General features: G+C 35.7%; 13 protein-coding genes and 1 other annotated feature. All 13 genes read left to right on the forward strand.

Annotation, left to right across the window (positions count from 1 at the left end; all coding sequences use genetic code 11):
* Positions 1-435: 435 nt before the first annotated feature.
* The gene (gene thrS / locus AC220I_RS08955) at positions 436-2,370 is read left to right on the forward strand and encodes a threonine--tRNA ligase (protein WP_486723490.1); all 1,935 of its coding nucleotides are present in this window, start codon (positions 436-438) and stop codon (positions 2,368-2,370) included.
* Between the two features lie 404 nt (positions 2,371-2,774).
* Positions 2,775-3,290, forward strand: a complete 516-nt coding sequence (infC, locus tag AC220I_RS08960; protein WP_486723479.1) for a translation initiation factor IF-3 — start codon at positions 2,775-2,777, stop codon at positions 3,288-3,290.
* 31 nt (positions 3,291-3,321) lie between these two features.
* Positions 3,322-3,519 carry a 50S ribosomal protein L35 gene (rpmI, locus tag AC220I_RS08965; RefSeq protein ID WP_194701057.1) on the forward strand — a complete coding sequence of 66 codons (198 nt, stop codon included), beginning with the start codon at positions 3,322-3,324 and terminating at the stop codon, positions 3,517-3,519.
* Between the two features lie 30 nt (positions 3,520-3,549).
* A complete protein-coding gene (gene rplT, locus AC220I_RS08970) occupies positions 3,550-3,903 on the forward strand; it encodes a 50S ribosomal protein L20 (RefSeq protein WP_486723480.1) in 354 nt (117 codons plus the stop codon).
* Positions 3,904-4,247: 344 nt separating this feature from the next.
* Entirely contained in the window at positions 4,248-5,249 is a 1,002-nt protein-coding gene (pta, locus tag AC220I_RS08975) for a phosphate acetyltransferase (protein WP_486723481.1), read from the forward strand.
* A gap of 201 nt (positions 5,250-5,450) precedes the next feature.
* Positions 5,451-6,806, forward strand: a complete 1,356-nt coding sequence (locus tag AC220I_RS08980) for a TrkH family potassium uptake protein (RefSeq protein ID WP_486723482.1) — start codon at positions 5,451-5,453, stop codon at positions 6,804-6,806.
* 44 nt (positions 6,807-6,850) lie between these two features.
* A complete protein-coding gene (locus AC220I_RS08985) occupies positions 6,851-7,501 on the forward strand; it encodes a potassium channel family protein (protein ID WP_486723483.1) in 651 nt (216 codons plus the stop codon).
* A 12-nt stretch (positions 7,502-7,513) separates the two neighbouring features.
* The gene (locus tag AC220I_RS08990) at positions 7,514-8,326 is read left to right on the forward strand and encodes a TrmH family RNA methyltransferase (RefSeq protein ID WP_486723484.1); all 813 of its coding nucleotides are present in this window, start codon (positions 7,514-7,516) and stop codon (positions 8,324-8,326) included.
* 52 nt (positions 8,327-8,378) lie between these two features.
* Positions 8,379-8,584: a binding site (T-box leader), on the forward strand.
* 74 nt (positions 8,585-8,658) lie between these two features.
* The gene (gene pheS, locus AC220I_RS08995; RefSeq protein WP_486723485.1) at positions 8,659-9,678 is read left to right on the forward strand and encodes a phenylalanine--tRNA ligase subunit alpha; all 1,020 of its coding nucleotides are present in this window, start codon (positions 8,659-8,661) and stop codon (positions 9,676-9,678) included.
* A gap of 20 nt (positions 9,679-9,698) precedes the next feature.
* Positions 9,699-12,092 carry a phenylalanine--tRNA ligase subunit beta gene (pheT, locus tag AC220I_RS09000; protein WP_486723486.1) on the forward strand — a complete coding sequence of 798 codons (2,394 nt, stop codon included), beginning with the start codon at positions 9,699-9,701 and terminating at the stop codon, positions 12,090-12,092.
* Between the two features lie 132 nt (positions 12,093-12,224).
* The gene (locus AC220I_RS09005) at positions 12,225-14,135 is read left to right on the forward strand and encodes a BMP family ABC transporter substrate-binding protein (RefSeq protein WP_486723487.1); all 1,911 of its coding nucleotides are present in this window, start codon (positions 12,225-12,227) and stop codon (positions 14,133-14,135) included.
* 147 nt (positions 14,136-14,282) lie between these two features.
* Entirely contained in the window at positions 14,283-14,894 is a 612-nt protein-coding gene (locus AC220I_RS09010) for a TetR/AcrR family transcriptional regulator (protein ID WP_486723488.1), read from the forward strand.
* Positions 14,881-15,512, forward strand: a 632-nt coding sequence (locus AC220I_RS09015; RefSeq protein ID WP_486723489.1) for an efflux RND transporter periplasmic adaptor subunit, incomplete at its 3' end; no start/stop codon positions are given. The genes AC220I_RS09010 and AC220I_RS09015, both read left to right, overlap by 14 nt.

Below are 15,512 nucleotides of genomic sequence, written 5' to 3' on the forward strand. Positions count from 1 at the left end.
GCGTTTAACCGCGTTAAAGGTTGTAAAGTGGCATGATTTTTCATGACTATTAGGGTGGAACCGCGTGAATCTCTCGTCCCTAGCATTGTTTGCTAGGCACGGGAGTTTTTTTATTATATACAACAAAATTTGAGCCGAAAGCTGTGATGAGAAATGTTCAATCTCAAACAGCGTCAGCGAAAATTGGTTTGAGACATCGAAGGTGGCTCAAATGTTGTTATAAATCATTAGTTTTCACCCAGATTTGAGCAAGAATTCCCAACTTGCGAAAAGCGAACACTCAAAATCATACAGAGTTTGAGGAACTGGTTTATGACATCTTGAGAGGGTACAAATCTTGTTGGAACCGCCAAACTCTTGCCATGTAGGTTCAAAACGCGTAATTTAATGACAATTTATATTTATAAAAATGAAATGGAGGAATTTAGTATGTCGATGATCAAATTAACATTAAAAGATGGCTCGATTCGTGAAGTTGAAAAAGGCATCACTGTCTATGATGTGGCAAAGCAGATCTCTGGTCGTTTGGCTAAAGAGGCTGTTGTGGGTTCTGTCAATGGAAAGACTGTGGATTTGTCTTATGTATTAAATGAAGATTGTGAACTCAGTATTTTTAAGTTTGAAGATTCTGAAGGTGCACATGCATTCAGACACACAAGCTCGCATATTTTGGCCCAAGCGGTTAAACGTCTATTCCCGGGTACTAAACTTGCGATTGGACCTGCAATTGACAATGGCTTCTATTATGACTTTGATACAGACCATAAATTTGTACCAGAGGACCTTGAAAAAATTGAAGCAGAAATGAGAAATATCGTAAAAGAAGATTTAAAACTTAGAAGATTTGAGCTTCCAAGAAATGAAGCAATAAAATTCATGAGTGAAAAAGGTGAAGATTACAAGGTAGAACTTATCAATGACCTACCTGAAGATGAAATCATTTCTTTCTATGAGCAAGGTGACTTTGTGGATCTTTGTGCAGGTTGCCACGTGGTAAGCACTAAAGAAATTAAGAGCTTTAAGCTTTTAAATTTAGCAGGTGCTTATTGGAGAGGTGATGAAAAAAATAAAATGCTTCAAAGAATCTATGGCACTTCCTTCCCAAAAGCTTCTTTATTAGAAGAGTATATTACAATGCTTGAAGAAGCGAAAAAGAGAGACCATAGAAAACTTGGCAAGGAACTTAAACTCTTTTCGCTTATGGAAGAGGGGCCAGGTTTCCCGTTCTTCCTTCCAAACGGTATGGTCGTCAAAAACAAACTCCTTGAATATTGGAGAGAAGTTCATGATAAAGCAAATTATGTTGAAGTAGAAACACCAATTATCTTAAATAGAAAGCTTTGGGAAACTTCGGGTCACTGGTTCCACTACAAAGATAATATGTATTCACTTATCATTGATGAAGAGGATTATGCAATCAAACCAATGAACTGCCCGGGCGGCATGCTTGTTTACAAGACAGATTTAAGATCTTATAAAGACTTCCCGATGAGAGTTGGTGAAATTGGTAGAGTTCATAGACATGAGTTATCTGGTGCTTTACATGGTTTAATGCGCGTTAGAGCATTCACACAAGATGACGCTCATATTTTCATGCTTCCTGAGCAAATCAAGGACGAAATCAAAAATGTATGTAAATTAATTGATGAAGTTTATAAAACATTTGGTTTCTCATACCATGTTGAACTTTCAACTAGACCGGAGAAATCAATGGGTACAGATGAGGAATGGTCATATGCAGAAGCTTCTTTAAAAGCTGCACTTGAAGAACTTGATTTAGCTTATAAACTCAATGAAGGTGATGGCGCATTCTATGGTCCAAAAATTGACTTCCATTTAAGAGACTGTTTAGGTAGAACTTGGCAGTGTGGAACAATTCAGCTTGATATGCAGCTGCCACAACGTTTTGAACTTTCTTACATTGGTAAAGACGGAGAGAAACACCAACCAATCGTCATCCACAGGGTTGCATTTGGTAGTATTGAACGTTTCCTTGGTATTTTAATTGAAGAGTTTGCAGGTAAGTTCCCAACATGGCTTGCACCAGTTCAAGTAAAACTTTTACCGATTGCAGACAGACATGTTCCTTATGCAGAAGAAGTTAAAGCAAAATTAGCGGATGCTGGCATTAGAGTTGCAATTGATGATCGTGCAGAAAAGATTGGCTATAAGATTAGAGAAGCTCAGCTTGAGAAGAATCCGTATATGTTGATCTTAGGTGACAAGGACATCGAAAACAAAGGCGTTTCTGTTCGTTCAAGAGATATTGGTGAACTTGGCAGTATGGATATTGAGGCATTTGTTAGCACTGTTGTAAAAGAAATCAAGTCAAGAGCACTAACAACTGGCTTTGAAAAAGCTGGTGAATAAGCCTTCTGAATGAACACCAGATCATATTAACAAATAACAACTGATATGATTTCAGGTGGGTATAAAAGAAAATTATCAAAATAACTTGACAGGCCTAAAAGGACATGTTATAGTTATTAAGGTCATAAAAACAACCAAGTAGAAGCCCGCTTCTCACCATATAACGCAGTGTTCATATGGTAAATAGTATCTTTTCTCATAGAGTTTATACTCTATTGTTTAAAAAAGTTGCTAACGGCGGATATTCTATCCGCCGTTTTTTTATGCTATCATAAGTCATTTAGCATTAAGCGATTAATGATTGATTTGTTTCAAAATGGACAAGTCGTATGATGAAACTATCACAGGGTGACTTTTAAAAGTAAGTCATGAAAATGTACTGTGATTCTAACTAAAACTAGGGGGTGTATCTTATCAAAACAGCTGATATTAATGAAGAAATTCGTGACCGTGAAATAAGAGTTATTGGCGACGATGGCGAACAACTTGGCATTATGCCTACAAAGGACGCATTAGCACTTGCGCAAGAAAAGAAACTTGATCTTGTAAAAATTGCACCAAATGCAAATCCGCCTGTTTGCAGAATTATGGATTTCGGTAAGCATCGATACGAACAACAAAAACGTGATAAAGAAGCACGCAAAAAGCAAAAAAGCGTTAGTGTGAAAGAAGTTCGTTTGAGCTTAAACATTGAAAAGCATGATTTAGAAACAAAAGCGAAAAGCGCTGCTAAATTCTTAGAAAAAGGTGACAAAGTTAAAGTTTCATTAAGATTCAAGGGCCGTGAGATGGGTTATACTCAATTAGGATATGAAGTATTTAACAAATTTATCGCGGAAATTGATGAAATTGGAGCACTAGAAGCACCAGCAAGAATAGAAGGCAGAAGTTTAGTTGCAACTCTTGCACCTAAAAAATAAATTCATATAAATTCGGAAGGAGGACTTTACAATGCCAAAAATGAAAACACATAGAGGCGCTGCTAAAAGAGTTAAAAAAACTGGAAGTGGCAAATTGAAAAGAAGTAAAGCTTTTACTAGTCATATCTTAACTAAAAAATCTTCTAAAAGAAAAAGAAACTTAAGACAAGCTACTACTGTTAGCGAATCAGATATGAAAAGAGTAAGAACATTATTACCTTATTTATAGGAAGCATAAAGAAAAAGGAGGTTTAAAGAAATGGCTAGAGTTAAAAGAGCTGTAAACGCAAGAAAAAAACATAAAAAAATTCTTAAATTAGCTAAAGGTTTTTATGGCCAAAAAAGCTTAGTATTTAGAGCAGCAAATCCAGCAGTTATGAGATCTTTAAGATCTGCATATGTTGGTAGAAAATTAAGAAAAAGAGATTTCAGAAAATTATGGATCGCTAGAATCAATGCAGCATCAAGAATCAATGGTTTAAGCTATTCTAAATTTATGAACGGTCTTAAAAAAGCAAATATCGAAATCAACAGAAAAGTATTGTCAGAAATGGCAATTCATAACCCAGAAGATTTTGCTAAATTAGTTTCTGTGGCTAAAGAAAACTTATAGAGTTTTTAATAGATAAACCAAGTTCAATCGAACTTGGTTTTTTTATTGTATACAACAAAATTTGAGCCGAAAGCTGTGATGAGGAATGTTCAACCTCAAACAGCGTCAGCGAAAATTGGTTTGAGTCATCGAGAGATGACTCAAATGTTGTTGTAAACAACAAAATTGAGGGAAAGTCATTTTTTATAGACATTTGATGATAATGTTTTTAATCTCAAATGAAATATTGATTAATTATGAATAAATATTACAAAAAAATTAACGAAAATTCTCTCGTGTATCTTGTATACAAAATCTAATTGTCATATAATAAGGCTATAAATAAATTTGTAGGAGTGTTTAAGATGGCATTTTTAGATAAGGTAGTAGAAATTGCGAAAAGCAATGTTCAAACGATTGTATTACCAGAAGCGTTTGACCCAAGAACAATCGAAGCAACTCATAAAATTTTAGAGATGGGTATTGCAAAAATCATTTTAATTGGTGATGAGGCTGAAATTAAGGCTAAAGCTGGTGAATGGAATGTTGATGGTGCATCGTTTATTAATCCTGAAACATTTGAAGACATGGATAAAGTGGCTGAAACCTTAGCTGAGCTTAGAAAAAGCAAGGGTATGACTAAAGAAGAAGCAAAAGCATTATTAACTTCAAACGTACTTTATTTAGGTGTTATGCTTGTAAAAATGGGCTATGCTGGCGGAATGGTAGCTGGTGCAGCAAACTCAACAGGTGATGTGTTAAGACCAGCACTTCAAATCTTAAAAACGGCACCAGGTATTAAACTCGCATCAGGTGCATTCATCATGGAAGTTCCTAATTGTGAGTATGGTGAAAATGGTATTTTCATCTTTGGAGATTGTGCACTTAATCCAAATCCAACTGCCGAAGAGTTAGCTCATATTGCAATTAGCTCTGCAAATACTTTTAAAGCATTAATTCATGCAGAACCACACGTGAGTATTTTATCATTTTCATCAAAAGGATCTGCAAAGCATCCTGATGTTGATAAAGTAATTGAAGCGACTAAAATTGCAAAAGAATTAGCACCAGAAATTAGTCTTGATGGTGAGCTTCAATTTGATGCGTCTATTGTACCTGCAATTGGTAAAAGTAAGGCACCAAATTCAACAGTTGCTGGACAGGCAAACGTAATCATATTCCCTGACTTAGATGCTGGAAATATTGGCTATAAACTTGTTCAAAGATTAGCGAATGCCAATGCATATGGTCCTGTTATTCAAGGTCTTTCAATGCCAGTTAACGATTTATCGAGAGGCTGTTATGCGGATGATATCGTAGGTACTGTGGCATTGACGGCTTTACAAGCTCAAATGCAAAACAAATAAATAGAATAAATCTTACACGATTAAGCACCCTAAGAGGCAAAACTTCTTAGGGTGCTTTTATTATGTACCATTAACTCCCATCCAGGCCTCAAAACCTTAAAATTTAGGAATATAGTTTTGCTTTTTAATAAAAAAATGTATAATATATAAAGTACCTTTAAGCAAGATCAAACAATAGCAGTATTTAATAGGGGGAACATAATGGAACAATTAAGGCATAGTCTCAAGAAGGGTTTAAAGCCTGCACAAGTCTTAGTTTTAGGGTTTGCGGGAACGATACTCTTGGGGACAATTTTACTCATGCTTCCGATTTCTGCAGCAAATGGCCAAGCAACCTCATTTATAAATTCACTGTTTACTGCAACATCAGCAGTTTGTGTAACAGGACTTGTGGTTGTAGACACAGGTACTTATTGGAGTGTGTTTGGTAAAACCGTAATTTTGCTTTTAATACAAATCGGTGGTTTGGGATTCATGACAATGGCAACTTCAATCGCCATAATTTTAGGCAAGAAAATTAGTTTAAGAAATAGGCTCATCATGCAGGAAGCACTAAATCAATTTTCAATATCAGGTGTCATAAGACTAACGCAATATATTATCTTAACCACACTTGGAATTGAATTTGCTGGCGCATTACTGCTTTCCATAAGATTTATCCCACAATTTGGCTTGAAAAACGGCTTTTACTATGCAGTTTTCCATTCGGTGTCCGCCTTTTGTAATGCAGGTTTTGATATTATGGGGAATGGCACAAGTCTAACCAATTATGTGAGCGATCCATTGGTTTCAATCGTCATCATGTTTCTCATAGTACTTGGTGGACTTGGTTTTTCTGTAATTGTTGATATTGGCAGAACACAAAGCGTAAGAAAACTCTCGCTTCATTCAAAGCTTGTTATCTCAATGACAGCGATCTTAATTGTTATTGGCTTTGCGACTGTGATGTTATTTGAAGTAAATAATCCTGATACCTTGGGTCAATTGGATTGGGGTGGAAAAATACTTGCTGCACTATTTCACTCGGTGACGCCGAGAACGGCAGGATTTAATACCTTAAATATGGCACATTTAACGCTACCAACTTTACTCTTAACGATTTTATTCATGTTTATTGGTGGATCACCTGGATCAACAGCTGGCGGTATTAAAACCACAACCTTTGGTTTAATATTTTTAAAAGTTAGATCGGTTATTCTAGGTGTTGATGACGTTGAGTTCGCACATAGGAGAATTTCTAAGGATACAATTAATCGAGCACTAGCCGTTTTTTTCATTGCAAGTTTTGTTGTAATTGCAGTTACAGCTGCTCTTGCAATTACAGAGAAGGATGCAACCTTGGAATATGTATTATTTGAAGCAATGAGTGCATTTGGTACTGTGGGCTTATCGCTTGGGTTAACACCTTCCTTATCTTTAGCCGGTAAAATAGTAGTTTCAGCAGCGATGTTCTTCGGGCGTTTAGGTCCATTGACCATTGTACTTGCATTGAGTAATAGAGATTTATCAAAGAGAAAACTGATACGTTATCCTGAAGGAAAAATTATTGTAGGGTAATTTGATTTATATGAGAATGCATCAAAACAAATGGAGGCAAGAAAATGAAAAAGCAATTTGTAGTAATTGGTTGTGGTCGATTTGGTCAAAGTGTGGCAATTAAACTTGCAGAGCTTGGCTGTGAAGTTATGGTTGTTGATGATAATGAAGAGATTATTCAAAATATATCTGATAAGGTAACCTATGCAGTTCAAGCAGATGCAACAGATGAAAATTCAATCAAGGCGCTTGGCATCAGAAATTTTGATGTTGCAATCGTGACAATTGGATCTGATATTCAGTCGTCAATTCTAGTGACACTAATGATCAAAGAGTTAGGGGTAAAACACATTGTCGCAAAAGCTCAAAACTCATCGCATGCCAAGGTGCTCTATAAAATTGGTGCTAACAGAGTTGTATTTCCTGAAAAAGAAATGGGTATTAAGATTGCTAAAAATTTAGTTTCAGGAAATGTTCTAGATTTTATTGACCTTGCACCAGATTATAGCATTCTAGAAATCAGCATGAACGACGAATGGATTGGTAAGAACTTGGTCCAAATTGATATGAGACGTAAATATCAAATCTCTGTAATTGCTGTGAGAAGAGGCGATGAGTTTGATATTAATGCTGGTCCTGACAAAACGCTTTTAAAAGACGATATCCTTATTGTTATTGGTAAAAATGAGGATTTGAAAAAAATAGAAAAGAATTAAAAGAGGTAAGTGGTGTTAGAGATAAATTCAAACCAAAATAAGGTGTTCAAACATATTAAATCACTTCTTAATAAAAAATATAGGCTAAAATACAGTCAATTCATCATAGAAGGTGAAAGGTTTGTAGACCTTGCAGTTGAGCATTGTTATAAGGTTGAATACATTTGCTTAAGTAAAGATTTTCTTGAATCAAATTTAGATTCTGATAAGTTGGACCAATATGAAGGCATTTCGAAAGTTCTAGTGTTCCCAAAACAGCTCTTTGATGAACTAACGGATACTGAAAATACACAAGGCATCATCAGTGTTTTATCGTTGCCAGAGATCAGTACTATAGATGAAATCCTTAAAAGAGATAAATTACCACAAATATTATTTCTTGATAGACTGCAAGATCCAGGAAATGTGGGTACGATTATAAGGACGGCTGATGCCAGTGGTATCGAGTATATTTTAATGAATAAAGGCTGTGTAGATCCCTATAACGGCAAAGTCGTTAGAAGTACTGCAGGTTCGATATTAAATGTAAAAATTATTGAAGTCAACGATACTTTGGCTACTCTTAATTTATTGGTTGAGAAAGGGTACACGTTACTCGTTACTGCTTTGAAGGCGCGTTATCGCTATGATGATTCCTCAGCTTATGGTCTTGCCAATTGTCTTGTAATCGGCAATGAGGCAAATGGTGTTTCAGAAGACGTTATGGGCCTTGATTGTAACACTATAACCATACCAATAATGGGGAAGGCTGAATCCTTAAATGCCTCTGTGGCAGCGGGTATCATGATGTATAAAGTTAATGAATATTGTATACAAAATAAATAAAAAGGTTGTTTGATACCTTGAATTGTGTTATGATAACCTTATCAAAAATCTGATAAAATCTGTGATAGAGAGAGTAGATGCATAAGGAATTTAGAGAGGAAAACGGTTGGTGAAAGTTTTCATTCCGAAACATTGAAGTTCACTCTGGAGATGCACTTTTGAACTAAGTAGGAAGTGACGTTTGCCGCGTTAAGGCCATAAGTGAATTACTTATGTAATTAAATTGGGTGGTACCGCGGAATAACCTTCGTCCCATGATTGGGAGGAGGTTTTTTTTATTGTCAAAAATGGACCTTTACGGTGTGCCATATTAAAAAATAGGAGGTAGAAAAGTGAAAAAATTACTTGAGCAATTGTTGGAACATGCAAAAACAGAAATTACACAAGCTGCAAACCTAAAAGAGTTAGAAGAAATCAGAATCAAATTTTTAGGCAAAAAAGGTGAGGTTACTAATATATTAAAAGATATGAAAAACCTCAGTGCTGAAGAAAGACCTTTAATTGGTAAAGTTGCCAATGAAGTTCGTGAATCAATCGAAGCTTTGCTTGATTCTGTTAAAGAAGATAAAAAGAAGCTTGAAATTGAAGCGAGATTAAAAAGTGAATCAATCGATGTGACAATGCCTTCTAAAAAGACATTAAGGGGTCATAAGCATCCATTAAATATAGCACTTGATGAAATTAAAGAGATCTTTATCGGTATGGGCTTTAAAATTGCTGAGGGACCTGAGGTTGAGTCTGTATATCATAACTTTGATGCCTTAAATGCACCTATTGATCATCCTTCTAGAAGCTTATCAGACACGTTTTATATTACTGAAGATCTTCTATTAAGAACACAAACTTCACCGATCCAAGTTAGAACGATGAAGAATTCTAAGCCTCCAATCAAAATAATTGCACCAGGCAGATGTTTCAGAAATGATGAAATAGATGCGACACATTCACCAATGTTCCACCAATTGGAAGGTCTTGTAATAGATAAAGACATTACAATGGCTGATCTTAAGGGAACACTTGATATGTTTGCAAAGAGACTTTTCGGAAGTCAAACTAAAACTAAATTTAGACCTCATTATTTTCCATTTACTGAACCAAGTGGTGAAGTGGATGTGTCTTGCTTTAAATGTGGTGGTGAAGGCTGTAGATTCTGTGGTGGCAGTGGCTGGATCGAAATCTTAGGCTGTGGTATGGTTCATCCAAATGTCCTTAAGGAATGTGGTATTGATCCTGAAGTTTATAATGGCTTCGCGTTTGGTATGGGGCTAGACAGAATCACTATGATGAAGTATGAAATCGATGATATTCGTATATTATTTGAAAACGATGTGAGATTTATAAAACAGTTTTAAGATGACTTGAGGAGGGCGTTATGAGAGTACCTGTAAAATGGTTAAAAGAATATGTTAATATAGATGGCATTATGGAAAAGGATCTCGTTGAGAAGCTGGTTCTCACAGGATCTAATAACGAAGGCAGTCATGTAATTGGAGAAGGTATCGACAAAATTGTAGTTGGTAAGATCACTAAAATTGTTCAGCATCCAAATGCTGACAAGCTCTCTGTTTGTACAGTGGATGTTGGTGAAGAAGTGTTACAAATTGTAACGGGTGCTACTAATATCAGCGAAAATGATTACATTCCAGTTGCTGTTCATGGTGCTACTATCGCTGGTGGCATTAAAATCAAAAAAGGAAAACTCCGTGGCGAGGTTTCTAATGGCATGCTTTGTTCACTAGAAGAAATGGGTTTTGATAAGGGGACTATTCCAAAAGAGTTTGATGATGGTATTTTTATCCTTGATAAAGAATACACTTTGGGTATGGACATTTTAGAGGCTTTAGATATTAAAGACACTATAATCGAATTCGAGATTACGCCAAATCGTCCTGATTGCTTGAGCATGATTGGAATGGCAAGAGAAACAGCTGCAAGTTTTGAAAGACAATTGACTTTACCAACTGGAAAAATCAACAATCAAATTGAAGATGTTAATCAATATGCATCAGTCGTCATTGAAGCACCAGATTTATGTCCTAGATATGTTGCAAAAGTGGTTAAAGACGTAAAAATTGAAAAATCACCAATTTGGATGCAAATGAGACTTATGAATGCAGGCATGAGACCAATCAATAATATCGTAGATATCACAAACTACGTTATGCTTGAATATGGACAACCAATTCACGCCTTTGATCTTGATACTGTTAAAGATCATAAAATTGTTGTTAAAAGAGCTAAGAGTGGTGAAGTATTCACAACACTTGATGATAAAGAGCGAGCGTTAACAGATGAAATGCTCGTTATAGCAGACGCTGAGAGAACAGTGGGTATTGCAGGTGTCATGGGTGGTGAAAACACTGAAATTTCAAGTACAACTCAAAACATCTTAATTGAAGTGGCGAGCTTTGACAAATCGAGCATCAGAAAAACGTCTAAAGATTTAGGGCTTAGAACTGAGGCTTCATCAAGATTTGAAAAAGGTGTTAGCGTTGGCCTTCCAGTAATCGTTGTGAATAGAGTATGTGAGTTAATCGAGATGTTGTCAGCTGGAACTGTGATTGATGGCGTTATAGATGTTTATCCAAATCCTGCTGAACAAATCTCAATTCCATACAGAGTGGATAAGATTTCTAAAGTAATTGGAGAAGTCTTATCAGCGGATGAGATTATTAGTATTTTAGAATTATTAGACATAAAAACGCTTGTAAAAGACAATGAGTATTTTGCCCAGCCACCTTACTACAGACTCGACCTCTTAAAAGAAATCGATTTAGTGGAAGAAGTCGCAAGAATCTATGGTTATGATAAAATTGGCATGACATTACCTAAGACAGATACTTGGGGTGCGAGAACCAATGCTCAGCTTATTGAAGAGCAAGCGAAGCTAGAACTCTTATCTAATGGTATTGATGAAATCTTGACATATTCATTTGTATCTAAAAAGGACCTTGATAAAATCAATCTTTCTGAAAATAGTATCTTAAGACAACAAGTAGAGCTTATTAATCCACTTGGAGAAGAATACAGTGTAATGAGATCATCATTAATGCCAAATGTACTGGACGTTCTATCGCGTAACAGCAACAGAAAAGTTAAGCAAGCGAGAATATTTGAAATTGGAAGTGTATTCTTGCCTAAGGAAGTGCCAGTAGTAAATTTACCAGTTGAGAAGAAAATGCTTACAATTGGTATGTATGGAGAAGCAGAGGATTTCTTTAGTATTAAGGGTGTTTGTGAGAATGTTTTAAACGGTCTTGGGATTAGCGATTATTATTTTGAAAAAGAAGAAAATCACCCAACTTTCCATAGTGGAAGATGTGCTAATATTATCTGGGGAACTCATATTATCGGTACATTAGGTGAACTTCACCCTCATGTTCAAGAAAATTATGACTTACAAATGCGTGGTTATGTAGCTGATCTTGATTTTAACATGATGATTCAAATGGCGAAATCGGATCAAAAGTTCACACCAATCCCTAAATTCCCTGCAATTGAGCGTGATATTGCTATCTTAGTTAAAGATGATATCACATCCCTTCAAATTGAGAAGATTGTACTTGAGAATGGTGGAGAGCTACTCGAATCTGTTAAGATGTTTGATATGTACAAAGGCAAGCAAATTGCAGAAGGCTTTAAATCAGTTGCCTATGAGCTAATATTTAGAGCAGCAGATAGAACGCTTGTTGATGAAGACGTTAATTCAATCTTTGCCAATATCTTAAAAGCACTGGAAAAAGAAATTGATGCTCAATTGAGATAAGAAAAGTAATACCATAGGCTCTATGTGGTTTAGATCACATAGGGCCTTTTGATTAACTTTTTTTGCGTGGATGATGTATAATGGGTATAAAGAAAAGCAAACAAACCATTTGATATAAAAGAAGGTGGAACCATGATTTTTGAGGGAAAAATAACAGACTATTATATAGATGCAAAAAATAAGGGGAAGAAGGAGTACAACCGATTAAAAGCGAGAGGAGCCTCTGGTCATCTTACCAGCTTGGATGGTATATTGAAGGATATAGAAATTGTGGCCACAGTGGATTTGGGTGTTAGGGAAATTCCGCTTAAAAAAGTAGTTGGAACCTATTTCAATTCGAGAAGAATGATTTTTTCGAAAAACTTCATGCCGCTGGAAAACCTCAATACAGAGTTTGGCAGTAAATGGACTAATCTTTGTCAGGCTCATTTGGAAGAAGGTATAAGAGATCCTATAAAGGTATATGAGTACCTTAATTACTATTATGTTATGGAAGGTAATAAGCGTGTCAGCGTATTAAAGTACTTTGATGCTGTTAAGGTCTCTGCCCATATATACAGGATGATTCCCAAATATGATGAGCAGGATGAAGATATCAAGCTATATTATGCTTTTATGGAATTTTTTAAAGAAACTAATATTATTGAGTTGTGGTTTTCAAAAACGACACGTTATAAAAGAATGCTAAGGTATTTGAAGCAATATGATCCAGGTGAGTCCTATTTTGACTCCAAATATCAGCATTTCTTGACTTATGTTTACGAACCCTTTAGGAAGATCTTTAAACAAGCGGGTGGTGATCAACTGGCAGTTACCACTGCGGATGCTTTTTTACTCTATGCAAAGCTCTATGAATTGCCTAAAGAGTTGGATGAGGCAGTGACTGAAAAGATGATGCCTTTACTCATTAGGGAACTTCAAAATTACGGTGATGATGAAGAAATTGATATTATGACAACCTCGGATGATATCGACAAAACATCATTTTTGGACACAATCTCAAGCCTGATGACGCATAAAAAACTAAAAGTTGGGTTTGTTTATGCTAGAACCGTCGAAAAATCGGGCTGGACTTATTCGCATGAATTAGGACGGCAACATGTGGAAACGCATTTTGCTGATCAAATAGAAACAGATTTTATAGACAATGTGCCTGAGGATAAATCGGCATATGAAGTCATCAAATCTTTTGCAACTCAAGGCTATGATGTTATTTTTACAACAAGTGAAATTTATAGAAGAGTTACATTAAGGTGTGCACTTGAGCATCCTGAAGTTAAGTTTTTCAATTGCTCAGGAAATAGGCCTTATGTGCATATGACTAATTATTTTGGAAGGACATATGAACCTAGGTATTTGACTGGAATTATAGCAGGGGCTTTGACTAAGACTAATATAATCGGCTACACTGCGACTGAGCCAAATCCTGAAGTCATATCTTGTATCAATGCCTTTGCAATGGGGATAAAAATGGTTAATCCCAACGCTAAATTATTAGTGGTTTGGACAGGTGAGTGGAATAATCCAAAGGTCAGTACAGACTTGAGTGAAAAACTCATCGAAAGAGGGGCTGACATTGTCAGCAATAAAAACTTGATAGTGCCGCGGGGCGTTACTTGGGATTATGGTGTTTATTCCATGTTGTGTGATATTAATCCGATCACCAAGCAACCAGAGCATTATTTGGCATCACCGATATGGAATTGGGGTATGTTCTATGAAAAGATTATAGGTAGTATTTTAAACGGGACATATCAACGTGTTACAGCACAACATTTCGAGGAGAGTAGGTTGATAAACTTCTGGTGGGGAATCGCTTCAGGTGTAATCGACGTCTATTATTCAAAGACACATGTACCCAGTGAAACCGCTAAACTTCTCGAGATATTGAAGAAAATGATTATGACTGATCAATTTCATCCCTTTAGTGGGCCGATTTATGATCAAGACCATAAGCTTAGAGTTCAACCCAATAAAATTTTAACACCTGAAGAAATTATGGATATGGACTGGTATGTTGATAACGTCCAAATTATTTTATAATCTCATAAACGCTATTTACTCTACACCTAAAAACCAATCAAATGATTGGTTTTTTTATATAATAAACGGCTGTTTACTATTGCAAATTTGTATAGAATCTCGTATACTGTTAAAAGTGAACGGATGTTTATTATTAAGGGGTGAAATATGGCACAAGTATTAAAACAAGAGGTTAGAGATCGAATTATTCAATCTGCTAAAATTGAGTTCTATAGGGCAGGCTATGATGGCGCTAATATGAGAAATATAGCAAGTGGTGCAGACATTACCGTTGGAAATCTATATCGGTACTTTGAAAATAAGGATTATTTATATGAGGAAGTAATTGGTAAGGTTTATACTCTAGTGAATAGTACCATCGAACGTATTACGGAAACAAATATTTCGATGAATCGTGAAATAGATCCCACGGCTGTAAAAGTACTAAAAATGGATAAAAAACATAACTATATTAGAAAGATTATTGACGAAATCATAAGTTTGTTTTCTGAAGATCGATTGAGTATGTTGATTTTGTTGAAAGATGAGCGTGGCAATCAAGCTACTGATATGAAATACAGCTTTATCGAGTGGATTCATTTGGCGTTAAAGAGCCAAGAGTCAGCTAAAGATATTTCAAAGTATTTGGCGCATTCCTTTGTAGAAGGGATCATTAGGATTGCTCAGGATTTTGATAATGACGATGAAGTGAGTGACATGATTGAATCATATGTAAAGTTTTTTTTCCTTGGAGGGTGTGAAAATAATGAAATTGAATAAGTTAAAAGGGAAGGCAATGATGACCGCAATGGTATTGATGTTGATTTCGTCATTGTTTATGGGTTGTACTAAAGAAAATATAGAAAATATAGAAAAAGAGAAAATTGTAAAAGTTCGAACCGTTGAAACGATGAGTTATCCGAAGATGATTAATTATTATGGGCACTTAGAACCCAACACCATCAAAAATTATGCATTTAAATCGGGAGGTAAGCTCTCTAAAATTAATGTGAAGATTGGAGACAGAGTGTCTGTAAACCAATTGTTGGCAACACTGGATACCTTTGAAGTCGATTTAGGGCTGGATGCATCATCAGATCAATTAAGACTTGCTTCTCTGGATGCTGAGAAAGCTAAAGAAACCTATGAATTTTATTTGCAGCAATATAATGATATGAAACAGCTTTATGAAGCAGGTGGCATCTCCAGTCAGCAGTTTGATGAAATTACATTGAAAAAGAACATAAGCGAGAAAGAGATGGAACAAGCTAATAAAAAGAAACAGCAGGCAGAGATTGATTATCAATATAAGAATAAGACTGTTGAGGATTTTGGTCTCTTTTCTGAAATAGAGGGTTATGTTGCAGATATTTATTATGAAGAAGGCGAACTTATTCC

It is taken from the genome of Fusibacter sp. (assembly GCF_057447755.1).

Bases quoted from the DNA above. Each gene is read 5' to 3' on its own strand.
- thrS (WP_486723490.1), top strand. From the start codon at position 436: ATGATCAAATTAACATTAAAAGATGGCTCGATTCGTGAAGTTGAAAAA.
- AC220I_RS08985 (WP_486723483.1), top strand. From the start codon at position 6,851: ATGAAAAAGCAATTTGTAGTAATTGGTTGTGGTCGATTTGGTCAAAGT.
- pta (WP_486723481.1), top strand. From the start codon at position 4,248: ATGGCATTTTTAGATAAGGTAGTAGAAATTGCGAAAAGCAATGTTCAA.
- AC220I_RS09010 (WP_486723488.1), top strand. From the start codon at position 14,283: ATGGCACAAGTATTAAAACAAGAGGTTAGAGATCGAATTATTCAATCT.
- pheT (WP_486723486.1), top strand. From the start codon at position 9,699: ATGAGAGTACCTGTAAAATGGTTAAAAGAATATGTTAATATAGATGGC.
- AC220I_RS08980 (WP_486723482.1), top strand. From the start codon at position 5,451: ATGGAACAATTAAGGCATAGTCTCAAGAAGGGTTTAAAGCCTGCACAA.
- AC220I_RS09005 (WP_486723487.1), top strand. From the start codon at position 12,225: ATGATTTTTGAGGGAAAAATAACAGACTATTATATAGATGCAAAAAAT.
- rplT (WP_486723480.1), top strand. From the start codon at position 3,550: ATGGCTAGAGTTAAAAGAGCTGTAAACGCAAGAAAAAAACATAAAAAA.
- rpmI (WP_194701057.1), top strand. From the start codon at position 3,322: ATGCCAAAAATGAAAACACATAGAGGCGCTGCTAAAAGAGTTAAAAAA.